The 22911-nt window shown below is 68.1% G+C and carries 19 protein-coding genes and 1 pseudogene; 12 read left to right on the forward strand and 8 right to left on the reverse strand.

Annotated features, from left to right (window positions below):
* Nucleotides 1–186 precede the first annotated feature (186 nt).
* Together ACQ3HB_RS01195 and pgm are read left to right on the forward strand one after the other, a co-directional pair.
* A complete protein-coding gene (locus tag ACQ3HB_RS01195) occupies nucleotides 187–1905 on the forward strand; it encodes an alpha/beta hydrolase (RefSeq protein ID WP_430916978.1) in 1719 nt (572 codons plus the stop codon).
* A 148-nt stretch (nucleotides 1906–2053) separates the two neighbouring features.
* Nucleotides 2054–3673, forward strand: coding sequence for a phosphoglucomutase (alpha-D-glucose-1,6-bisphosphate-dependent) (gene pgm / locus ACQ3HB_RS01200; protein WP_430916979.1), 1620 nt, complete (start codon nucleotides 2054–2056; stop codon nucleotides 3671–3673).
* Nucleotides 3674–3778: 105 nt separating this feature from the next.
* Here the strand turns inward: pgm and ACQ3HB_RS01205 are convergent, their stop codons facing one another.
* A complete protein-coding gene (locus tag ACQ3HB_RS01205; RefSeq protein ID WP_430916980.1) occupies nucleotides 3779–4633 on the reverse strand; it encodes a M15 family metallopeptidase in 855 nt (284 codons plus the stop codon).
* Between the two features lie 94 nt (nucleotides 4634–4727).
* On the opposite strand from ACQ3HB_RS01205, the gene ACQ3HB_RS01210 reads away from it, so the two are divergent.
* The 4 genes from ACQ3HB_RS01210 to ACQ3HB_RS01225 all read left to right on the forward strand — a co-directional run bounded on the left by ACQ3HB_RS01210 (nucleotide 4728) and on the right by ACQ3HB_RS01225 (nucleotide 10687).
* Nucleotides 4728–5852, forward strand: coding sequence for an alpha/beta hydrolase (locus tag ACQ3HB_RS01210; protein WP_430916981.1), 1125 nt, complete (start codon nucleotides 4728–4730; stop codon nucleotides 5850–5852).
* A 205-nt stretch (nucleotides 5853–6057) separates the two neighbouring features.
* Nucleotides 6058–7875: an MDR family MFS transporter gene (locus ACQ3HB_RS01215; protein WP_430916983.1), complete on the forward strand. Its 1818-nt coding sequence runs from the start codon at nucleotides 6058–6060 to the stop codon at nucleotides 7873–7875.
* Between the two features lie 310 nt (nucleotides 7876–8185).
* Nucleotides 8186–9595: a GH1 family beta-glucosidase gene (locus ACQ3HB_RS01220; RefSeq protein WP_430916984.1), complete on the forward strand. Its 1410-nt coding sequence runs from the start codon at nucleotides 8186–8188 to the stop codon at nucleotides 9593–9595.
* 81 nt (nucleotides 9596–9676) lie between these two features.
* Nucleotides 9677–10687, forward strand: a complete 1011-nt coding sequence (locus ACQ3HB_RS01225) for a LacI family DNA-binding transcriptional regulator (protein WP_430916985.1) — start codon at nucleotides 9677–9679, stop codon at nucleotides 10685–10687.
* A 30-nt stretch (nucleotides 10688–10717) separates the two neighbouring features.
* Here ACQ3HB_RS01225 and ACQ3HB_RS01230 read toward each other — a convergent pair whose 3' ends face one another.
* Complete coding sequence (locus tag ACQ3HB_RS01230; RefSeq protein ID WP_430916986.1) at nucleotides 10718–11596, reverse strand: DNA-methyltransferase; 879 nt, start codon at nucleotides 11594–11596, stop codon at nucleotides 10718–10720.
* 34 nt (nucleotides 11597–11630) lie between these two features.
* Here ACQ3HB_RS01230 and ACQ3HB_RS01235 point away from each other — a divergent pair, with 34 nt between their 5' ends.
* Both ACQ3HB_RS01235 and ACQ3HB_RS01240 read left to right on the forward strand, forming a co-directional pair.
* Complete coding sequence (locus ACQ3HB_RS01235; protein ID WP_430916987.1) at nucleotides 11631–11927, forward strand: GNAT family N-acetyltransferase; 297 nt, start codon at nucleotides 11631–11633, stop codon at nucleotides 11925–11927.
* Between the two features lie 134 nt (nucleotides 11928–12061).
* The gene (locus tag ACQ3HB_RS01240) at nucleotides 12062–12457 is read left to right on the forward strand and encodes a hypothetical protein (RefSeq protein WP_430916988.1); all 396 of its coding nucleotides are present in this window, start codon (nucleotides 12062–12064) and stop codon (nucleotides 12455–12457) included.
* A gap of 55 nt (nucleotides 12458–12512) precedes the next feature.
* Here the strand turns inward: ACQ3HB_RS01240 and ACQ3HB_RS01245 are convergent, their stop codons facing one another.
* Nucleotides 12513–13049 carry a HEAT repeat domain-containing protein gene (locus tag ACQ3HB_RS01245; RefSeq protein WP_430916989.1) on the reverse strand — a complete coding sequence of 179 codons (537 nt, stop codon included), beginning with the start codon at nucleotides 13047–13049 and terminating at the stop codon, nucleotides 12513–12515.
* 85 nt (nucleotides 13050–13134) lie between these two features.
* Between ACQ3HB_RS01245 and ppk2 the strand changes: the two are divergent.
* A pseudogene (gene ppk2, locus ACQ3HB_RS01250) lies at nucleotides 13135–14049 on the forward strand (polyphosphate kinase 2).
* Between the two features lie 127 nt (nucleotides 14050–14176).
* On the opposite strand, the gene ACQ3HB_RS01255 reads toward ppk2, so the two are convergent.
* The 3 genes from ACQ3HB_RS01255 to ACQ3HB_RS01265 all read right to left on the reverse strand — a co-directional run bounded on the left by ACQ3HB_RS01255 (nucleotide 14177) and on the right by ACQ3HB_RS01265 (nucleotide 19130).
* On the reverse strand, nucleotides 14177–15226 hold the full coding sequence (locus ACQ3HB_RS01255) for a lipoate-protein ligase LplAB (protein WP_430916991.1): 1050 nt from the start codon (nucleotides 15224–15226) through the stop codon (nucleotides 14177–14179).
* Nucleotides 15227–15417: 191 nt separating this feature from the next.
* The gene (locus tag ACQ3HB_RS01260) at nucleotides 15418–16293 is read right to left on the reverse strand and encodes an alpha/beta hydrolase (protein ID WP_430916992.1); all 876 of its coding nucleotides are present in this window, start codon (nucleotides 16291–16293) and stop codon (nucleotides 15418–15420) included.
* A 137-nt stretch (nucleotides 16294–16430) separates the two neighbouring features.
* Nucleotides 16431–19130, reverse strand: coding sequence for an RCC1 domain-containing protein (locus tag ACQ3HB_RS01265; RefSeq protein ID WP_430916993.1), 2700 nt, complete (start codon nucleotides 19128–19130; stop codon nucleotides 16431–16433).
* A 197-nt stretch (nucleotides 19131–19327) separates the two neighbouring features.
* Here ACQ3HB_RS01265 and ACQ3HB_RS01270 point away from each other — a divergent pair, with 197 nt between their 5' ends.
* On the forward strand, nucleotides 19328–19762 hold the full coding sequence (locus ACQ3HB_RS01270; RefSeq protein ID WP_430916995.1) for a MarR family winged helix-turn-helix transcriptional regulator: 435 nt from the start codon (nucleotides 19328–19330) through the stop codon (nucleotides 19760–19762).
* A 72-nt stretch (nucleotides 19763–19834) separates the two neighbouring features.
* Nucleotides 19835–21208 (forward strand): MFS transporter, encoded by a 1374-nt coding sequence (locus ACQ3HB_RS01275; RefSeq protein ID WP_430917748.1) that lies wholly within the window; start codon nucleotides 19835–19837, stop codon nucleotides 21206–21208.
* Here the strand turns inward: ACQ3HB_RS01275 and ACQ3HB_RS01280 are convergent.
* Nucleotides 21202–21552, reverse strand: coding sequence for an ArsR/SmtB family transcription factor (locus ACQ3HB_RS01280; RefSeq protein WP_430916997.1), 351 nt, complete (start codon nucleotides 21550–21552; stop codon nucleotides 21202–21204). The two genes, ACQ3HB_RS01275 and ACQ3HB_RS01280, sit on opposite strands and share 7 nt — an antisense overlap.
* Nucleotides 21553–21659: 107 nt before the next feature.
* Here ACQ3HB_RS01280 and ACQ3HB_RS01285 point away from each other — a divergent pair, with 107 nt between their 5' ends.
* On the forward strand, nucleotides 21660–22418 hold the full coding sequence (locus ACQ3HB_RS01285; protein ID WP_430916999.1) for an alpha/beta hydrolase: 759 nt from the start codon (nucleotides 21660–21662) through the stop codon (nucleotides 22416–22418).
* 48 nt (nucleotides 22419–22466) lie between these two features.
* On the opposite strand, the gene ACQ3HB_RS01290 is transcribed toward ACQ3HB_RS01285, so the two are convergent.
* Nucleotides 22467–22901 carry a DUF3054 domain-containing protein gene (locus ACQ3HB_RS01290; protein ID WP_430917001.1) on the reverse strand — a complete coding sequence of 145 codons (435 nt, stop codon included), beginning with the start codon at nucleotides 22899–22901 and terminating at the stop codon, nucleotides 22467–22469.
* Nucleotides 22902–22911: the final 10 nt, after the last annotated feature.

Below are 22911 nucleotides of genomic sequence, written 5' to 3' on the forward strand. Positions count from 1 at the left end.
GCTATTCAAACGCCCCCAATACCGGCACAATTGATACAAGGGTGTATTGGGCGCTGATGCTCGTGTGGGGACTCGAGATCACGCGGCCCCTCACAGACCCGATCAACCCGAGATTCGCACGCGGTTCCGAAGCCGCGTGAACGCTCCAGCGACCGACCCGACGAGCTGCGACAGGAGAGGAGTGACGTGACGAGTGTTCTCATCGACGCCGCTTCTCCGTTCAACCGCACACTGACGAATTCAACGCTGACGAACTCGACCGACCGGAAGCCGGCCAGGTCTCTGGCGAGCCTCGCCAGAACGGCCGCGAGCCGCCTCGCATCGGGGACGGCGTTCGCGGGTCCGGGATCGCTCGTGGGTGCCGGCACAGGATCGCTCGTCGGCGCGGGCGGCTCAGGCGGCACCGCGTCGAGCATCGCCGCGTCCGGATTCGGAGCATCGGCGCTCATCGGATCCCCTCGAACCGGATCGGCGCCGCCCCGATCACTGAGGCGGCTGTTCACGGGCAGAGCCGGGGCCGTCAAGCTGCTCATCGTCGCGGCAGCACTGACGGCCATCGTGTCCGGACAGCTCGTCGTCACGAGCCTGCCCACCCAGCTGGCCTCCCACATGGCCGGCACGGCGACGACCACAGCCCCAACTCCGTCGACCATCTCCGTCCCCACGATGGACGGCGCAGCATTCGCCACCGCGTACGCCGGCAATCTGAGTGCCGCCGTCAGCACCCTCACCGCGATGTCCGCAGTGCAGGTCGCGACCGTGTGGACCGACCTCCCGTCCACGCTCAAGCGCCTCCTGATGACGACCCACCCCGAGGTCATCGGCAATCTCGAAGGCGTCAGCTACGTGGACCGCGCAACGGCGAACGTGTCCCGTCTCACGGGCCTCCTCCACGCGGCGGAGGCGAGCTACCGGACGATGTCCTCCGCGACCGCGCAGCATGTGTCCGAGGACGCCGAATCCGCGGCCCTCGCGCAGACGGCCTCCCGGATCGACGCCCTGACGCTCCTCGCGGACCGCTACTCCCCGAGGGCGATGGCGTTGCGCGTGCAGCCCGAGTACCTCGTCACCCTCAACGCCGACCAGGCCGGTCCGCCGCGGGTGGCGGTCGCGGTGGGCGATGTCGACACCGCGCGGTACATGACCGTGTTCGTCCCCGGGATGAACAGCAGCGCCCTCGAACTGACCGACTACCTGCGCGGCGTGAAGCGCATCCAGGCCGCATCGCCGGACAGCGCCGTGCTCCTCTGGATCGGCAGCCGCAGCCCGAGCGCCCTCGAGGTCGTCTCGAACGACCGCGCAGAGGCGGGCGCGCCGCTCCTCGCGAAGGTGCTCGGCGGATACGACGCCTACCGGAGCGTCCACAACATCTCCTCGCAGCTGACGGTCCTCGCGCACTCGTACGGGACGGCGACGGCTTCGCTCGCCCTCGCATCGGGTGATTTCAACGTGGACTCGTTCGTCATGATCGGCTCAGCCGGCATCCCGACCTCGGTCACGATCGACGACCTCCACGTGCCGAAGAGCCGCGTGTTCGCCTCGCAGGCCAGCGCCGATGCGCTCGCGAACCTCGGGCAGATGCTCTCCGGCCGCGCCAACCCGACGACCGCCGGTTGGGGTGCGACGACCTTCGGATCGGACGGCACCACCTTGCGCGACGGCGATCACCTGATCTCGGTCGAGGGCCACAACGCGGTCGGCGCGAGCGCTGCGGACGACCGCGGCAAGTACCTCGGTCCCGGCACGGAGAGCCTGTACGCGATCCAGCGCATCGCCATCGGAGAGGCGTACGCCGTTCCGGACGACCGGACGACGGAGGCCGCGGGCAACCCCTCCACCTCCACCTCCACCACCGCCTCCACCGCCAAGTCCCCCTCTGCGTCCCCCTCCAACCCCACCAAGTAATTCCGCCGAGGGGTCGCAAACTGCGGGTACCAGGCGTCGACACCCGCAGCTTGGGGCCCCTCGGCAGAAGGGGACGGGGCGAGGTCGCGCCGGGAACCGCACGGTGCAAGCCCTCCCCCTCGGGGCGGAGTCCTGCCAGACTGGGACCATGAACGATCGTGCGGGAACCCCAGCGACAGCAGCAGACCTCATCGATGTGCAGCAGCTCATCGACGCGTACTACACGCTCCACCCGGACGTCTCCGTCCCGGAGCAGCGGGTCGTGTTCGGCACCTCCGGGCATCGCGGCTCCTCACTCAACACGGCGTTCAACCAGGACCACATCGCTGCGACCACGCAGGCGATCGTCGAGTACCGCGCGAGCCAGGGCATCACCGGCCCCCTCTTCATCGGCTCGGACACGCACGCCCTCAGCGGGCCCGCGCAGACCACGGCGCTCGAAGTCCTCGTCGCGAACGGCGTCCGGGTGCTCGTCGACGAGTTCGACGACTTCGTCCCCACCCCGGCGCTCAGCCACGCCATCCTGAAGTACAACTCGGAGGGCAACGGCGACGAGGCCGACGGCATCGTCGTCACCCCCAGCCACAACCCTCCGGCAGACGGCGGCTTCAAGTACAACCCGCCGCACGGAGGTCCCGCCGACTCCGATGCCACGTCGTGGATCGCAAACCGCGCCAACGAGCTCATCGCAGGCGGCCTCACCGATGTGAAGATGGCGGAGCCGTCCGCCGTCGAGACGTACGACTTCCGCGGCAACTACGTCGAGGACCTGCGGCACATCATCAACCTCGACGCCATCAAGCAGAGCGGCATCCGCATCGGGGCCGATCCGCTCGGTGGCGCGAGCGTTCACTACTGGCAGGCCATCGCAGACCGGTACGAGATCGACCTCACCGTCGTGAACCCGCACGTCGACCCCGCCTGGGGCTTCATGACGCTCGACTGGGACGGCAAGATCCGGATGGACCCGTCGTCGCCGTCGGCCATGGCCGCGCTCGTCGCCCGCCGTGACGAGTTCGACCTGCTCACGGGCAACGACGCCGACGCCGACCGCCACGGCATCGTGACCCCGGACGCCGGGCTCATGAACCCGAACCACTACCTGGCCGTCGCGATCGACTACCTGTACGCGAACCGGCCCGGCTGGCGCGATGACGCCGCCGTCGGCAAGACGCTCGTGTCGTCCTCGGTGATCGATCGCGTCGCGGACTCCCTCGGTCGTCGTCTCTGGGAGGTGCCGGTCGGGTTCAAGTGGTTCGTTCCGGGGCTCGTCGACGGCTCCGTCGGCTTCGGCGGCGAGGAGAGCGCCGGTGCGAGCTTCCTCCGCTTCGACGGCACCGTGTGGACCACTGACAAGGACGGCATCCTCCTCTGCCTGCTGGCGGCCGAGATCCTCGCCGTCACCGGCAAGACGCCGTCCGTCCTCTATCGCGAGCTGACGGAGCGTTTCGGCGACCCGGTCTACGAGCGTGTCGATGCCGCTGCCTCGAAGGAGCAGAAGGCTCGTCTCGGCAAGCTCGACGGCGACGCGATCACTGCGACGGAACTGGCCGGCGAGCCGATCATCGCGAAGCTCAGCCATGCTCCGGGCAACGATGCGGCGATCGGCGGCGTGAAGGTCGTCACCGAGAACGCGTGGTTTGCCGCACGGCCGTCCGGTACCGAGGACGTCTACAAGATCTACGCGGAGTCGTTCCTCGGCGCCGAGCACCTCGCGAAGGTGCAGGCCGAGGCGAAGCTCATCGTCGACGCCGCTCTCGGCGCCTAGCCCGTTTCACAATTCAGGAACATCCGCACAATTCAGGACGATCCAGGGCGACACGCCGCCCGATCGTCCTGAATTGTGCAAACCCTCCTGAATTCTGCAACCAGGTCAGTAGCCGGGTGCAGCAGGAAGCCCGAAGAACTCCTCGAGCGTCGTGACGCCCTGGTTGTGCATCTCGGTCGACAGCGGAACGCCGATGTAGCGGAAGTGCCACGGCTCGTACGTGAACCCGGTCACCTCCACCTTGTCGGCCGGGTAGCGCAACAGGAAGCCGAACCGCCACGCGTTGGCGACGAGCCACTGACCCTCCGGCGTCTCGCCGAAGCAGGCGTTGAGCGAGCAGTTGCCGCTCTCCGGGCCGATGTCCATGGTCCAGCCTGTCTGGTGCTCGCTGTACCCGGGGCGCGCGGTGTCGCCGTCGGCGAAGGCCTGCCCGTTCGCGGCGACGTCGTCGTTGTAGACCTGCACCTGCGTCGAGTAGCTGCGGTACGCACTGTTGGAGGCGAGCGAGAGCCCCGCTTCCGATGACGCGGCCGCGAACATCTGCACGACGGCGGCCGACGCCTCGGCCCGCATGACCGGTTCCCACGTGTGGGCGACGGGGACGTCGACGAGGTCCGGCGGCGTGTAGTCGATCGGGTTCAGCGGACGCTGCTTGTTGAGGACGACCCACGGGCTCGTCGGGTCGTCGAGCGAGAACGCGCTCTTGTCGAACGCAGGCGGGGGTGGCGGCGGGGCAGGCGTGTTCTCAGTGGGCGTCGGCGTCGGGGACGGCGTGACCGTGGCTTTCGGGGTGCTCGTCGCGGCGACCGTGCTGCGGCCAGTGGCGCCGACGACGTTCACCAGGAGGACGACGAGCAGGATCGCGAGGACGCCCGCGGCGACGGAGAGCGCGATGATGCGATTCCTGCGGACGCGGGGCGAAACGCTCCGACGATGGGTCGGCGGATGGTTGACGGTCACGGGAGAAGCCTAACCGCCTCCCCTGGGTGGGCGGCGATGCTGTCCCAGGAGCCGCGTCTTCCGCACCGGCCCCCGCTTCTGCCACACTCCTGGCATGGGGGACGACACACCACGCGGCGATGCTCAGCCGACACCTGACGAGGCCGCGGACAGCACAGCCGATCCGACGACGGAACGGCGCGGTACCCGACCCCATCACCACCGCCATCACCGCGGGATCGTCATCGGCGGCGTGCTCCTCGGCATCGGATTGGTCGTCGGCATCGTGACCTCCGTGACGCCGTGGCCGTCCGCGATGCTCATCCGCGCGGTCTTCGAGCAGGGCGGGACGGCGACCGCGGCGGAGATGCGGCAGTACGTGCCGGAGAGCGGTGTGAACGCCCGCACCGACATCGAGTACGGCGATGCAGGCGCCGACACCTCCCTGGACGTCTTCACCCCAGCGAGCGACACCGGCGCGACGACGGATGCGCCACCTCGCGCCACGATCGTCTGGATCCACGGCGGCGCCTGGATCTCGGGGCAGAAGGAGAACGTCGATCCGTACCTGCGCATCCTCGCATCGCACGGGTACGCGGCGATCGGCCTCAACTACACGGTCGCCCCGGAAGCCGTCTACCCGACCGCCGTCACCCAGTTGAACGACGCCCTCGGCTTCATCACCGAGCACGCGGAGGAGTGGGGCGTCGATCCCGACCGCATCATCCTCGCGGGCGATTCCGCGGGCGCCCAGCTCGCGAGCCAGCTCGCCGTCCTCACGACGAACCCGCAGTACGCGCACCTCATCGGCATCGAACCGCGTTTGGAGCCGAAGCAGCTCATCGCGACGATCCTGAACTGCGGCGTCTTCGACCTGCAGCGCATGGCCGACCTCAACGGGATCGAGGCGTGGGGATTCAAAGTGGCGCTCTGGGGGTACACGGGAACGAAGGACTGGTCGTCCACCTACGCGGGTTCGACGATGTCGACGATCGATTTCGTCACCGCGGACTTCCCGCCCACCTACATCTCGGGCGGAAACGGCGATGCGCTGACCTGGATCGAGTCGGTGCCGATGAGCTCGCGCCTGCAGCAGGCGGGTGTCGACGTGACCGAGCTGTTCTGGTCGGCGAACCATGAACCGAAACTCCCCCACGAGTATCAATTCCACCTCGACCTGCCGGATGCGCAGACCGCCTTGAACGAGACGCTCGCGTTCTTGGAGCGCATCGCAGGGTGACATGCCGGCTGACTCGACCGGCGCTGCACGCCGACCCACCGCTCCCGCACACGGACCATCGACGCACCCACCAGAGCGTCACCCGAAAGCCAACGGATGTTGGTTGCACCACTCGTTGCGACGGGTGTAAGTTTGCACACTACGCAAAATAAGCACATCGTTGTGGCGCCGGGGTGCCGTGCGCCCTGAGCACGAACGAGACCTCATGTCAGCCAGCTCCACCTCGCCTGCTCCGGCCAATGCGCCGATCCTGAGCCACCGGCAGATCCTCTTCATCATCTTCGGCCTCATGGCCGGGATGTTCCTCTCCGCACTCGACCAGACGATCGTCGGAACGTCGATGCGCACCATCGCCGACGACCTCGACGGCATGAGCCTCCAGGCGTGGGTCACCACCGCCTACCTCATCACCTCGACGGTCTCGACGCCCATCTACGGCAAGCTCTCCGACATCTTCGGACGCCGCCCGCTGTTCCTCATCGCGATCTCGATCTTCCTGATCGGTTCGCTCCTCGCCGGCATGTCGGGTTCGATGTACGAACTCGCGATCTTCCGCGCCATCCAGGGCCTCGGCGCCGGTGGTCTGATGGCGCTGCCGCTCACGATCATGGGCGACATGCTCGCGCCCCGCGAGCGAGCCAAGTACCAGGGGTACTTCCTGGCCGTGTTCGGCATCTCGAGCGTCATCGGCCCGCTCGTCGGCGGCCTCTTCGCGGGCAGCCCGGAGATCCTCTTCATCACCGGCTGGCGCTGGGTGTTCCTCATCAACCTGCCGATCGGCATCATCGCGCTGGCGATCGTCCTCAAGTTCCTGCACATCCCGCACACGAAGCGCGCCGTCCGCATCGACTGGTGGGGCGCGGCAACGGTCATCCTGGCCGTCGTCCCGCTGCTCCTCGTGGCCGAGCAGGGCCGCATCTGGGGCTGGGACTCGATCGGTTCCTTCATCTGCTACGCGCTCGGCATCGCCGGCATCGTGCTGTTCATCATCGCTGAGAAGCTCATGGGCGACGACGCACTCATCCCGCTCAAGCTCTTCAAGAACGCCACCTTCCGCGTGGCCACGATCCTCGGCGTCCTCGTCGGTTTCGGCATGTTCGGCGCGATGATGACGGTGCCGCTGTACCTGCAGTTGGTCGACGGCGCGACGCCGACCGAATCCGGCTACCTCATGCTCCCGATGATCCTCGGACTCATGATCTCCTCGATCGTGAGCGGCCAGATCATCGCTCGAACGGGCAAGTACAAGCTGTTCCCGATCGTCGGCACGTTCTTCATGCTGTCCGGGTTCTTCTACTTCACGTTCGCTTCGGTGGACAAGCCCGTGTGGTGGATGATGATCGGCATGCTGCTCGTTGGTCTCGGCCTGGGTCAGCTCATGCAGACGCTCACGATCGCGAGTCAGAACTCGGTCGAGGCGCGGGACATCGGTGTGGCGACGTCGTCCTCCACGTTCTTCCGTCAGATCGGTGGAACGTTGGGCACGGCCGTGATCTTCTCGGTGCTGTACACACGGATCCCCGACACGATCGCCGCCGCGTTCAAGGACACGACGCTGCTCGACAACATGAAGACGGCGCTCGCCGACCCGGCGGTCCTCGCCGACAAGGCGAACAGCGGGATCCTCGAGCTGCTGAAGACCGTGCAGGGCGGCGGTTCCGCGGGCGATGCGCTCGACGGCGACACCTCGTTCCTCGTCGGTGCGAACCACGATCTCGCCGCACCGTTCCTGACGGGCTTCGCGAACGCGACGGTCACCGTGTTCTGGGTGAGCTTCGCGGTCGTCGCGGTCGCGTTCGTCCTGAGCTTCTTCCTGAAGGCGACACCGCTCCGCGCGAAGTCGGCTCTGCAGGAGCGCTCAGACGAACTCGCCGAGGAGAACCGACTCGCCTCGATCGAGGACGACTCCGTCACGGACGGTTCGGACTTCGCGATCGCTGCGCAGCACGCCGCAGATCTGGCCGGTTCGCCGATCGCGCCGGACACTGCGAGCAACCAGGTCATCCGCCCCGACACGAAGTAGTCGGCCGGTTCCTCTCGATGCCGTCGTCGCCTCCTGGCGACGGCGGCATCGTCGTTCGTGCGGACGGCCGCTCGGAACCGACATCGGTCAGGTCTGACTCGAAGACGGCCGCGACCGCCGGCACAGCGATCATGCCGAGCATCGAACGGGGTGGGTTGAGAGGCTGCCACTCGCCTGGTCTGTCACCGATCATCATTCGAGTCTGGAACAGTGCAGGCCCTCGAAACCGAAGCCGGCAGACCTGTGGAAAACTCCATCCCTGGTATCTTCCGTACAGACCGACCATGCACAGGAGCAGTGAGACAGGCCAATGACGACCGAACCCACCACACCCCGCATCGCCATCCCTCCGTTCATCTGGGGCTCCGCCACGGCAGCGGCCCAGGTCGAGGGCGCCGCCCACGAGGACGGCAAGGAAGACTCGATCTGGGACGTCTTCGCACGCGTTCCGGGCGCCGTCGCGAACGGCGACACCCTCGACGTCGCCGTCGACCACTACCACCGCACCGCCACGGACGTCGCGATCATGCGCGAGCTGGGCATCGACGCCTACCGCTTCTCCACGAGCTGGGCGCGCATCAAGCCGGGCGATCGCGAGGTCAACCGGGCAGGCCTCGACTTCTACAGCCGGCTCGTCGACCAGCTGCTCGGCGCCGGCATCCTCCCCTGGTTGACGCTCTACCACTGGGACCTCCCGCAGGCGCTCGAGGACCGCGGCGGCTGGGCGGAGCGCGACACCGCACTGCGCTTCGTCGACTACGCGGAGACCACGTACGCGGCGCTCGGGGACCGCGTCGAACACTGGACCACCTTCAACGAACCGTTCTGCTCGTCGCTCCTCGGCTACCAGGTGGGCGTGCACGCACCCGGCCGCCGCGATCCTCGCGCGGCGCTCGCGGCCATCCACCACCAGCACCTCGCGCACGGACTCGCGACGACCCGACTCCGCGAACTCGGCGCGCAGCACATCGGCATCACCCTCAACCTGACGAACGCGGTCCCCGCCGACCCGGATGACCCCGTCGACCTCGACGCGGCACGACGCCTGGACGGCCTCCAGAACCGCATCTTCCTCGAACCGATCGTGCTCGGCGCCTATCCCGCCGACGTGCTCGAGGACGTCGCCGGCCACGGGCTCGACGAGGTCGTCCAGCCGGGCGACCTCGAGCTCATCGCGGCCCCCATCGATTTCCTGGGCGTCAATCACTACCACGACGACAGCGTGAGCGGGCATCCCGACGACACCGGCTCGGACGGGCACTCGGGCGCGACGGAACGCGAGCTGTCCTCACCGTGGATCGGCTCAGAGTACCTCTCCTTCCCGAGCCGCGGACTCCCCCGCACGGCCATGGACTGGGAGGTGCACCCGGCCGGCCTCCGCACCCTGCTCGTCCGGCTCGGCCGCGAGTATCCGATGCTCCCGCCGCTCTACGTGACGGAGAACGGCGCGGCCTACGACGACGTGGTGGCGGAGGACGGGGCGATCCACGACGTCGATCGCGACGCGTACATCCAGGACCACATCGACCAGGTGGAGCTGGCGGTAGCCGACGGCGCAGACGTGCGCGGGTACTTCGTGTGGTCGCTCCTCGACAACTTCGAGTGGTCCTGGGGCTACGACAAGCGGTTCGGGATCGTCCGGGTGGACGACGACACCCTCGAACGCACGATCAAGGACAGCGGGTTGCACTACGCCCGTCGGATCGCAGCGTCGCGCTGAGCGTGCACGCATCGCCCCCTCAGCTGGTGGATAATTCGACCAGCGCACGGAATGTCGTGCACTCGACGAGGAGGTGATCGGATGGCGCTCTCAGGCGGAGGTCTCCCGACCCTCGAGATGGTCGCGGCACGCGCAGGCGTCTCCCGGGCGACCGTGTCCCGCGTCGTCAACGGCTCCCCGAGCGTGACCGCCGATGTCGTCCGGATCGTGAACGAGGCGATCGCCGAACTCGACTACGTGCCGAATCGGGCCGCGAGATCGCTCGCCTCACGGAAGACGCAGGCCGTCGCGCTCGTCGTCCCGGAGTCCACCGGCCGCGTCTTCGCCGACCCGTTCTTCGCGTCGGTGGTGCAGGGCGTGGCCTTCGAGCTCGCGGAGACGGACTACACGCTCAACCTCCTGATCGCGTCGGAGACCTCCCCCGCGAAGACCCGCCGCTATCTGCTCGGCGGCAACGTGGACGGAGCGCTCATCGTCTCCCACCACGCGGGCGACCACTCGTACACCCGGCTCGACGGACAACTCCCGCTCGTCTTCGGCGGGCGGCCGATGGGCCCCGACGCCGACGGCGTGTACGTCGATGTCGACAATGTGGAAGGCGGGCGTCTCGCGACGCGGTTCCTCCTCGAGTCCGGGCGGCGCACCATCGCGACGATCGCCGGCCGCCAGGACATGTCCGCGGGCGTCGATCGTCTGACCGGCTGGCGCGAGGCGATGACGGAGGCCGGTCTGGACGACGATCTCGTCGAGATCGGCGACTTCTCCCCGGTCGACGGCGCTGAGGCGATGCGACGACTGCTCGCCCTGGACCGACCGATCGACGCCGTGTTCGCAGCCAACGACCAGATGGCGGCGGGTGCTATCGCCGTGATCCGCGATGCGGGACTGCGCATCCCCGACGACATCGCGGTCATCGGGTTCGACGACGACACCTTCGGGGCGACGTCCGCTCCCCCGCTGACGACGATCGATCAGGACCCCGTCCGGCTGGGCGCGACGATGGCTTCCGTCCTCGTGCGGGTCATCGCCGGCGAACCCGTGGACCGGATCACGATCATGCCGACTCGCCTCATCCGGCGGCAGTCGGTCTGAGCCGGTCTGCGTTCTACGGAGCGCCAGCGCTCACGGCTTCGGCGGCGCCAAGCGCTCGGTGATGACGGCGATGGCCTGCGGGTTCTCGTCGACGAGCACGTACCGGCGGCCGAGCTGGCGGGCGACGGCGCCCGTGGTCCCGCTGCCGGCGAAGAAGTCGAGCACCCAGTCGCCTGGACGGGACGACGCCTGGACGATGCGCCGCAGGACCCCCTCCGGTTTCTGTGTCGGGTAGCCGGTCTTCTCGCGACCGGTGGGAGACACGATCGTGTGCCACCACACATCGGTCGGCAGTTTGCCGCGTTCCGCCTTCTCCGGCGTGACGAGGCCGGGCGCCATGTACGGCTCGCGATCGACCGCCGCGTTGTCGAAGTGGTAGCCGGACGGGTCCTTCACGTAGACGAGGATCGTGTCGTGCTTCGTGGGCCAACGGCTCTGCGCTTTCGCCCCGTAGTCGTACGCCCAGATGATCTCGTTGAGGAAGGACTCGCGGCCGAACAGTGCATCGAGGAGGACTTTCGCGTAGTGCGCTTCGCGGTAGTCGAGGTGCAGGTAGAGCGTTCCGTCGTTCGTGAGGACGCGCCATGCCTCGACGAGGCGGGGTTCGAGGAAGCCCCAGTAGTCGTCGAACGCGTCGTCGAAACGACGGAGGTCGCCGCGGATCCGTTCGTACGCCTGGCCTTTGAACCCCGTGACGCGACCGGCCCCAGGGGTCGAACGGACCGAGGTCGACGAGTGTCGGCGCTGCGTCCGGCCGGTGTTGAAGGGCGGGTCGATGTAGATGAGCGTGAACGATTCGTCCGGGAGCTGCTCCAGGACGTGCAGATTGTCGTCCTCAAGGACGAGGTCGGGGCCGTCGGCCGACCACAGGGCAGCGACCGGCTGCTCGGCACTGCTCGTCTGGGACATTCCCTCATTCTCGCAGAGGACGTACGCTGGACCGATGTCCACCGAATTCGCCCACGAGGCAGACGCCCAGCGCTACACGATGCGAATCGACGGCGCGCTCGTCAGCGTGCTCGACTACCGTGTCAACGGCGGGGCGATCTCCTTCAACCACACCTTCACCACGCCGCCGTTCCGCGGCAACGGGTATGCGGGCGAGCTCGTCACCTACGCGGTCGACGACGTGGAGCGGACGACGTCCTTGAAGGTCGTCCCGATGTGCTGGTACGTGGGCGAGTGGTTCGACCAGCACCCCGAGCGTGCGGGCCTGCTGAACCGCGCCGCGACCGCGTGAGTGCTGCGGATGGGGGACCGGGCACCGAGCAGCGAGTGGGTGGGCGATCGGACGAGCGGCCGGATCGGTCTCCTGAGACAGCCGGTTCCCGCGGGCGGAACGTTGTCGCCGCGGTCCTCGCATGCGTTCCACTCGTGTTCGTCCTCGCCACCGCCATCGGATGGTGGAGCGATCTTCCCGCGACGCTTCCTCAGCAGTGGAGCGACGGTGGAGGCAGCGCCACGATGCCCCTGTGGGCGTTCTTCGTCGTCGTGCTGGTTATCGCTGCAGGAACCGCCACAGGCGCACTCTTCACCATCCCGCACAACGCGGCGCCGAACCGCCGGGTGATCTTGTACGCCACCGGGGCTGCGGGCGCCGCAGCAGCCGGCGTCTGGGCCTGCGGCGCGGGCGTCGCTCTCGTCACACCGGCCGGAAGCGTCCCGGACATCGGCGGGTACCCGCTCCTCGCGCTCGCGGTAGGAGGCCTGTTCGGCCTGATTCCGATGCTGCTCGCCACCCGCTGGAATGAACCGGAGGGCGGGCTCTAGCCAGCCGAGCAGGAGCGAGTTCGCCGAGCAGGACGAGCTTGCTCGCCGACAAGGTTTACGCGAAACGGTTGACGAGCACCTTCGTGGACTGCTGGGCGGCACGACGGACCTCGCGGTCGGAGTCGCGCAGCATCGCGTCGAGGATCGGACGAGCGGTCTCGTCACCGACGGCGCCGAGCGCACGGGCACCGGCCGCGCGGACGCGGTCGTGCTCGTCGGTCGTCAGCGGGACGAACGCCGCGACATCGCCGATGCCGTGGGCGACGCAGACACGCGCGCACATCTCACGGACACGCCACGCACGGTTGCCCAGGCCCGCGAGGACGGACGGCGCAGCGCCGTCGTTCCACACGTAGAGGAGCGCGCGGGCACCCCAGAGTTCCGGCCAGTACAGCGCAGGAGCGCCCTCGAGGATGCCTTCGGCGTGGGGGCCGCCGACGGTCCGGAGGAATTCCTCGCCCTCGTAGTTGCCGTCGAGGAGAGAACGTGCGCGATCGGCGACGGCCGACTCGCTCTCGGCGGCTACGGCCGTGCGGAGTCGGTCCTCGATAGAGGCTGGGGCGACGGAATCGGATGCGTTGTTGTGTGCCATGGGTGACCCCAGCCTAGCCCTGCATCACCGATCGGTCATCGGCCGTCCACCTGCCCGTCGATCGGGATCGCTACCCTCTGGCAGCATGAGCCAGCTCGTGACCCACTACACACCGCCGCCGTCGCTCGACGACGTGGCCGGCTACACGGTCGTCGACGAGGACGATGACGACCCCGTCCTGCTCTCCGCCGACGGCACGTACGTCGACACGTGGCGGGAGGGCTACCCGTATGCGGAGCGGATGTCACGCGAGGAGTACGAGGGCGACAAGCGACTCCTCCAGATCGAGCTGCTGAAGCTGCAGAACTGGATCAAGGCGACCGACCGACGTCTCGTCATCGTCTTCGAGGGGCGCGACGCGGCCGGCAAGGGCGGCACGATCAAACGGTTCACGGAGCATCTGAACCCGCGCGGCGCCCGGGTGGTCGCGCTCGAGAAGCCGAGTGCCCGCGAGTCCTCCCAGTGGTACTTCCAGCGGTACGTGCAGCATCTGCCGGCCGCCGGTGAAATGGTCCTGTTCGACCGCTCCTGGTACAACCGCGCCGGTGTCGAACGAGTGATGGGCTTCTGCACGCCGGCCCAGTAAGACGAGTTCATCCGGCAGGCGCCCGCGTTCGAGCGGATGCTCGTCGGCGACGGCATCGACCTCGTGAAGTTCTGGTTCTCGGTGTCCGCAGACGAGCAGCGCACCCGCTTCGCGATCCGCCAAGTGGACCCTGTCCGGCAGTGGAAGCTGTCGCCGATGGACCTCGCATCGCTCGACAAATGGGGCGACTACACGCGGGCGAAGGAGGCGATGCTGGAGGCGACGGACACTGCCGACGCACCGTGGACCGTCGTCAAGAGCAACGACAAGAAGCGTGCGCGACTCGAGGCGATGCGGCACGTGCTGCACCACTTCGACTACGCGAACAAGGACCACGAGATCGTCGGCACGCCAGACACGAAGATCGTCGGCCCCGCCGCGTCCGTCTACGAGCGCGGCGAGCGCTTCGTCTGACCTTCTCGGCCCGCCCGTCCGTCACCTCCCGTCCGGTCGCCTCTGCCGAGGGGCCCCAAAGTGCGGGTGTACGCGTTCAGCACCCGCAGTTTGTGACCCCTCGGCAGAGGAGGAAGAGGAGGAATGCTCAGGGGACGCGGGTGAGCCAGGCGTCGGTCGCGAACTTGGAGGCGACGAGGGCCTCGGCGGTCTCGAGCTCGGCGGGTGTGATCTCGCCGGGGGTCGCGCCGTAGAGCGAGACGAACGTCTCCTTCATCCGGTCGATGATCTCGGCGCGAGACAGTCCCGTCTGGCTGCGGAGCGGATCGACGCGCTTCGCGGCGGACGTCGTCCCCTTGTCGCTCAGTTTCTCGCGGCCGATGCGGAGCACCTTCGCCATGAGCTCGCCGTCCATGTCGTAGCTCATGGTCACGTGATGGAGGACGGCTCCGTTGCCGAGGCGCTTCTGCGCGGCCCCGCCGATCTTGCCCGACGGGCTCGTGATGTCGTTGAGCGGCTGGTAGGTCGCCTCGATGCCGAGCGAACGCAGCGCCTGCAGCACCCAGTCGTCGAGGAACGCGTACGAGTCGGCGAACGTCATGCCGCTCACGAGTTCCGCGGGGACGTAGAGCGAATAGGTGATGATCGCGCCTTTGGCCATGAGCATCGCACCGCCACCGGAGACACGGCGGACGACGTCGAAACCGTACGTCGCCGCGTTGTCGAGATCGACCTCGTTCTTGAGCGACTGGAAGCTGCCGATGACGACGGCGGACTCGTTCCACTCCCAGATGCGGAGCGTCGGTCCGCGACGGCCTTCGCCGACCTCGTTCGTGAGCACCTCGTCGAGCGCGAGGTGGAGGCGAGGCGAGACAGCATCGGAGTGGATGATGCTCCATTCGTAGTCACGCCAGCTGGTCGCCTTCGAGAGGGAACGGCGGATGGCGGTCGCCACGGACTCGGGGGTGAACCCGAGGAGGACGGCGCCCTCCGGCAGCGCTCCGCGGATGGCGGCGGCGATGGCGGTGCCGTCGGTCGTGACGGGGAGCCCGTTGACGGCCGTGTCGATGGCGCCGAGCGCTTCGTCCGGTTCGAGGAAGAAGTCCCCGGCCAGACGGAAGTTCGCGATACGTTCCTCGATCACGTCGAGGTCGACGACGACGAGCTTGCCGCCCGGGACCTTGTACTCACCATGCATGTCCCCAGCCTACGACCAGCCCGCCCCTCGCCGCCCCTGCGGGGCCCGGTCCCTGAGCCTGTCGAAGGGTGGGCGCCCGGCAACAGCACTTCGACAAGCCCAGTGACCGGGGTTGGGGTCAGCGACCGGGGTTGGGGTCAGCGACCGGGGTTGGGGTCAGCGACCGGGGGTGGTCAAGCGACCGGGGGTGGTCAAGCGCGAGGGGCGGTGTGCGCGTCGAGCCAGGCGACGACATCGGCGATGACGTCGTCACGGTTCAACTCGTTGAAGATCTCATGACGCGCCTCGGGATAGATCGTGAGCGTCACATCGGAGAGCTTCGACCGCTTCACATACGCGTCTCGGAGCTTCGTCATGCCGCGAGTGCCGCCGAGGGAGTCGTCGGACCCGCCGATGATGAGCACCGGCAGATCGCGGGGCATCCGTTTGGGGGGTCGGCCGAGGAACGCGAGCGCCTGCTGCGGCTTCCACGCCGGAGTGACGCCGATGTCGAAGTTCCGCTCGTCGGCTGAAAACGCCGCCCACGCGGCGGGATCACGGCTCAGCCATTCGAGCCCCGTCGCATCGGTGCTCTTCCATCGCTTGTTGAGGTCGCCCGTGTTGATGACACCCGGCATCGCGAGTGAGGACCCGGAGAGGATCGCGAGGTCGTAGATCGCGTACTTCGCGATGAGCTTCTGCCCCATGAGCGAGCCCCAACTGTGCGCGAGGAGGACGAGCGGCTTGTCCGCGTACCGAGCGCGCAGGGTCTTGCCGACGGCGGCGAGCGAATCGATCGCACCCCAGGTCGTACGAGGGCCGAGTTTGCCGAGCCCGAGGTGCTCTGCGCCCGTCCGGCCGTGGCCGCGGTGGTCGTCCGCGACGACCGTGTATCCGGCCGCGTTGAGCGCCGCCGCGACGTGCCCGTACCGGAGCGCGTGCTCGCCGACCCCGTGCGCGATGTGCACGACCGCCTTCGCGTCCGGCACTTCCCACGTGTAGAAGTAGACGGTCACGCCGTCCTGGTCCACGATCGAGTCGGTCGTGTAGGCGGCTGCGTCGCCGGGGGCTGCTGCTTGCTCGGTCACACGCCCAGACTAGCCATCCGGCTGCGCCCAGGCGATGGGCTGTCGCCTGATCCGCCGTGTTCAGGAGGAGGTGACGACCGGTTGCGTCCTGCATCCGATGGTGACCTCCTCCTGAAAACGGCGGGAGGGGTGGAGCGTTACGCGGCTCGGCGGCGACGCAGGAGCATCAGACCGAAGCCCGACGCGACGGCGAGCGCGGCGATGCCGAGAGCACCGGCGACGTCCGCACCCGTGTTCGCGAGGTCGGGCGTCGTGGGATCCGGTGTCGTCGGTCCCGTGGTCGGGCTCGGGGTCGGCTCAGGATCTCCGCCGCCCGGCACCTTCGTGACCGTCCAGGTGAACGTCTCCGCATCCGACTCGCCACCGGCAGCCGTCGCGGTCGCGGTGACCTCGTGGACACCTGTGGTCGTCGGTGAGCCGCTGATCAGGCCAGTTGCGGCGTCGAGCGTGAGACCCGCGGGCAGACCCGTGACCGCGTGGGTCACCGCCGAACCGTCAGAAGCGGCCGCTTCGACCTGGACCTCCACTGCGTCACCGACCACGTGTTCCTGGTCATCGATGTCATTCACGACGACCACAACGGGAACCGACGCGTCCGTGACGGTCCAGGTGAAGGTCGCCGAATCCGACTCGCCTCCAGCGGCCGTCGCGGTCACCGTGACCGAGGAGACGCCGGCGGCGGTCGGCGCACCGGAGATCACACCGGTCGCCGCATCGATCGAGAGACCTGTCGGCAGACCCGCGACCGTGTAGCTCAGCGCGGACCCGTCCGACGCGGATGCAACGACCGGCAGATCGACGACGTCGCCCACGACATGCGACTGGTCCGGAATGGCGTCGACGAGGACGATGACCTTGACGGGCACCGACGTGACGGTCCAGGTGAACGTCTTCGACGCGGACTCACCGGTGGGAACTGTGGCGGTCGCCGTGACCGAGAAGACGCCAGCGGTCGTCGGAGAGCCTGAGATCACACCCGTCGTGGTGTCGACGGAGAGACCCGCGGGCAGCCCCGTGGCGGCGTAGCTCAGCGAGGAGCCGTCCGAGGAGGATGCTTCGATCTGGACATCGACGGTGTCGTCCACCACGTTCGACTGGTCGGCGATGTCGTTCACCACGACCACGGTGGGAGCAGCCGGCAGGTCGATCGTCGCGCCGGCGGTCGTCACCGAGCCGAGCCCGTTCGTGAACACGGCACGGTACGCGTCGCCTTCGGCAACGTCAGCCGCGAGGACCACGTGCGAACGATCCGTCGCGCCTTGGACATCGTCCCAGTCCGAGGATCCGGCAGCCTGATGCTGCCACTGCACGGTCGGGGTCTCATCACCCGTGGCGTCGGCCGTGAACGTGACGTCGACCCCGGACTCGACGGTCTGGGACAGCGGGTCGAGCGTCACGACCGGCGCGGTCCCGAAGGTGAAGGCATCGGCGAAGGTGTTGCGATGGCTGTCCGACCAGACGACCTCGACATCGACGACTCCCGATGCGTGCGGCGGTGTGACCGCTTCCACGAGCGCGTCGGAGGGCAGCGTGAACGATGCAGCGGGCACACCGCCGAACTCCACTCCGGTCACCACGGCACGGCCGAAGGAGTGCAGCTCGACGGGCACGTTCGAATCGAGTCCGATCATCGGCCCCAGGCCCCAACCGGTGATGGTGTCCGAATCGCTGAGCGCGAGGTGGAAGGACCCGCCGTGGGAGAGGCGTCTGGTTCCCTCGACATCGATCCGCCCGGGCACGTTCGTGGAGGCGTCGCTCCCGTTGCCGAGTCGGCCGTCGCGTCCGTACCCCCAGGTGTAGACCGATCCGTCGGCCGACAGGGCCGCGGACGTGCGCGAGTGATTCACGATCTCGACGAGGTCGACGCCGTCCGGCACCACGAGCTCGACGGGGTCGGAGTTGTACTGGGGGTTCCCGTTGGGACCGAGCAGCCCGTCGCGGTTGGTGCCCCACCCGTACCAGACTCCGTCGGATCCTTTGGCATACGAGACGTTGCCTCCCACGTCGACCGGTCCGGGGAACGTCACCCCGGCAGGCATCGACATGGGGATGGGCGTCGAGGACGAGGACGGACGTCCGGCTGGATAGCCGAGCTCGCCGTACGTGTTCTCGCCCCAGGCATACAGGGCGCCGGTGTCGAGCGATGCCACGGCATGCTCGACCGTGATGCCGAGCGACGTGACGGGTGCCGGCAGCGCCACCTGCATCGGGACTCTTACCGCGCTCGGCGCCCCCTCTCCGAGCCCGAGCTGTCCGTCCCCGTTGCTCCCCCAAGCCCAGACGTCACCGGTGTCCGTGACGGCGTAGGAGGCCTGCGTCGTCGCAGCGACCTCCACGAAGCGGACCCCCTCGGGAGCGAGCACCGGAACCGGCAACGGCTGGATACTGCCCCAGGTGCCACCGATGCCGAGCTCGCCCAGGCTGTTGCGACCCCACGCCCACAGCGCTCCGTCCTGGTCGATCGCGATGGTGTGCACGAAGCCGCTCGCGATGCTCGTGAACCGGCGTCCTTCCGGGATCGAGACCGCTACCGGAACGTCCGAATCCTCGGTGCTCCCGTTGCCCAACGACCCGTCTCTCCCGAGACCGAAGGCGCTCGCCGTACCGTCCTCGAACAGGATGATGGAGGCGTACCCGGCCGTCACCTGCTTGATGACCTTCTGCGGATGCGTGACGGCGATCTCGACCGCGGTCCCACCCGCGGTCGGTCCGTGGTCCGGGGTGACGGAACCCGCCGCGAGGGCGGTTGACGCCGGAAGGGCGATGGCTGTGATGACGGCGGCGGCGACTGAGGCCGCCGTCCATCTGAGCCGGGGTCTTGGGCTGTGTGAACGCAAAGCGATGCTCCTTGGGAAATTGTGTCGGTGAGTGGCCGGCAGACTCGTCCGGTTCGAGGAACAGACCCCCGGACGACGTGGCGGTGCAATATATTATCAGATGTGATGGCTTGATGCGATGCAAGGATGCACTGGGCATGAAAACCACATATCAATCCAATGTACTTAGCAACGCTAATGAGCTAAGCTAAGGATTCGTGGCGAGAGCGAGCAAGACGATCGCGGAGCAGTCCTCAGACCTCCGCATGGGCACCTTCCGGTTGGCGAGGCGCCTCCGGGCCGAGAAGTCGGTCGACGATCTGAGCGACCCTCAGTTCTCCGTCCTCGGCGGCCTGTACACCCACGGCCCCAACACCCTCGGGGCGCTCGCGGAGCGCGACCGCGTCTCCGCCCCCTCCATGAACCGCACGGTCAACTGCCTCGAGGAGTCCGGGTACGTCACCCGCGAAGCCGACGAGCACGACCGCCGCAAAGTCACCATCTCCCTCACCGAAGCGGGCCACGCCACCGTCACCGAGACCGTCCGGAAACGGGACGCGTGGATCACCCAGCAACTCCGCGCCCTCACGCCGGAGGAGCGCGAAACCCTCGCAGCCGCCGCGATCATCATGCGGAGGCTCGCAACGCAGTAACCCATCCGTTCATCGTCCGACCGCCGCGAGGCTCTCAGACCATCCCAGGAGGCACGCCACCCAGTGAGTGCGATGTTCCGTTCCCTGTCCAGCACCAATTACCGCATCTGGTTCATCGGCGCGCTCGTCTCGAACGTCGGCGCGTGGATGCAGGCCACCACCCAGAACTGGGTCGTCCTCACCGACCTGACGCACAATGACGCCGTCGCCGTGGGCGCGACCATGGCGCTGCAGTTCGGGCCGCAGCTCCTCCTCGTGCCGATCACGGGCCTCATCGCAGACCGCTTCGACAAGCGCAAGGTCCTCATCGCCACCCAGTCGAGTCTCATGCTCCTGGCCCTGGCCCTCGGCGCGCTCCTCATCTTCGGCCACGCCCAGCTGTGGCACATGTACCTCTTCGCGCTCGCGCTCGGCATCATCAACGCGGTCGACGCCCCCGCCCGCCAGACCTTCGTGTCCGAGCTCGTGGACGAGCACAACATGTCCAACGCGGTCGCCCTCAACTCGGCCTCCTTCAACGCGGCGCGCATGATCGGCCCGGCCTTCGCCGGTCTCCTCATCGTCGCGATCGGCTCGGGCTGGGTCTTCATCGTGAACGGCTTCACGTTCCTCGCCGTCATCGGCGCCCTGCTCCTCCTCCGCACGGATCAGCTGCGGCGGGCACCACGCGCCTCCCGGGCTCGCGGTCAGTTCGTGGAGGGCTTCCGGTACGTCCGCGGCCGTCCGGACCTCCTGGTCGTCTTCGTCATCGTGTTCATCATGGGTGCGTTCGGCATGAACTTCCCGATCTTCGCGTCCACGATGGCGGTGGAGTTCGGCAAGGGCGCGGGCGAGTACGGGATCCTGTCCTCCGTCCTCGCGATCGGCTCCCTCACGGGTGCGCTGCTCGCGGCCCAACGGGCGAAAGCGCGCATGCGGATGATCGTCGGAGCGGCAGGTCTCTTCGGCGTCGCAGCCCTCACCGCCGCACTGATGCCGACGTACTGGTCCTTCGCATTCGTCCTGATCTTCGTCGGCTTCTCGACGGTCACCCTCCTCACGACGGCCAACGGCTTCGTGCAGACGAGCACGGAGGCGGCCGTCCGCGGACGTGTGATGGCGCTCTACATGGCGATCCTGATGGGCGGCACCCCCATCGGCGCACCGATCGTCGGCTGGGTGGCGAACACCTTCGGCGCCCGATGGGCGCTCGGACTCGGCGCCCTCGCCGGCTTCGCGGCCTGCGCCATCGGCCTGCTCTACGGCGTCACACGGCACAACCTGAGGCTGCGGACGACACCGGATTCACGATGGCGGCTGCAGTTCATCCACGACGGCGTCGCCCGCCCGGTGGTGCCGGAGGACTTCTCCGAGCAGGTCGCGCTCACATCGCCGATCCCGTTGCCGAAGCGGCCTGCGGCGCCTGACACTCGGGCGGGATCACTCGCCGCGAAGCGCGCTCACTGAGCGAAGGCATCCGACGTCGTCGCTCCCGCTGATTCCTTGGAGGCACCGATCGCGTCGAGCAGGCCGGGGAACCGTTCGTCGAGGTCGTCGCGACGGAGACGGACGCCTCGACGGTTGCCGTAGTCGACGTCGTAGACGAGACCGGACTCGCGGAGCACACGGAAGTGGTGGGTCAGCGTCGACTTCGCGACGGGCAGGCAGAAGGACGCACAACTGCGCTCGATCGTCTGCTCTTCGCGGAGGAGCTCGGTGACGACCTTGAGGCGGAGCGGCTCCGCGAGGGCCGCGAAGATCTTCCCGAGCTCGAGTTCGTCAGCACTCGGCTGACCCTGTTCGTCGACCACGTCCATCCTCTCCATAGGTACGACTTGCGTCGTACCTCAATGTCTGGTGTACTTCGTAGGTACAACGTACACCGTACCTTCGATCTCGTCACGGAAGAGACCGTCACATGACACTCGAAACAACCGCCCTTCCGACCCCCACTGATCTCGCTGCCGCTGCCGCGCACGACGCCTCCGACGCCTCGGCCTTCTGGACGAGCGGCCTCCTCGGCACGCGCGCCGCACAGGCCGCCGCACTCGCCCCCGAGGCCGCCGCCGCGCTCGGCACCGGCATCCACGCCCTCGGCGACGCCGGCGCACGCGCACACCTCCTGGTCGTGCCCGAGCACACCGCGGGCACACCCCTGCCGCTCGTCGTCCTGCTGCACGGTGCCGCCTCGGACCCGGCCCACGTCCTCCCGGTCCTCGAACGCGAGGCGGAGGCCCGCGGCATCGTGCTCCTCGTCCCGAAGTCGACGGGCCTCACCTGGGACGCCGTCCGGAACGGGTTCGGGCCGGACGTCGAACTGCTCGACGACCTCCTCCCCCAGGTCTTCGCGGCCGTTCCGATCGACCAGGACCGCATCACGATCGCCGGCTTCTCCGACGGGGCGACCGCCGCCCTCTCGCTGGGCCTCGCGAACGGCGAACTCTTCACCCGCGTCATCGCGTTCTCCCCCGGCTTCGTCGTCGGCAGCGAACGGAACGGCGAACCGGCGATCTTCGTCTCCCACGGCACCGCGGACTCGGTCCTGCCGATCGACCGCACGAGTCGTCGCATCGTCCCTGCCCTCGAACGGGTGGGCTACGAGCCCGAGTACCACGAGTTCGACGGGTACCACGAGGTGCCCGCGCACATCGCTGCGCTGGCCGCCGACCGGGTCTGAACCGGCGCTGGCGCCAGACCGGGGCCCCGTGTCTGAGCGGTGCCCGGGTCAGCCGCGCCGCGACCGCGCGCGACCGACGATCCACACCACGAACCGCCAGCCGAGCAGGAAGACGCCGAGGACGAACACCGTCACGATGACGAAGCTCAGCTGGACGCCCTGACCGCTGAGGGCGCGCAGCAGCATGCCGACCGCGACCGTCGTGATCCACACGATCGTGCCGGCCCACCGGTTGGACCCCGTGCGGCGCTGTCCGAACACGAGGGCGAGCACGTGCCCGACCGCGAGCCCCGCAGCGAACGGCCACACCGTCTGCAGGAGTCCGAGGATCCCCTCACCGTGGCTCGCCCGCCCGATGAGGACGAAGACGATCACGAGAACGAGGTCCGCCGCGATCGCGAGTGCGAACGATCTGCCGGTCTCGGGGCGGCCTGCGCCGGAAGCCTTCGTCTGCGGCCCGGGGTGGGGCGTGCTGCTCGTCATCCCTCCACCC

This window comes from Plantibacter lichenum (genome assembly GCF_050587525.1).
Taxonomy (GTDB): domain Bacteria; phylum Actinomycetota; class Actinomycetes; order Actinomycetales; family Microbacteriaceae; genus Plantibacter.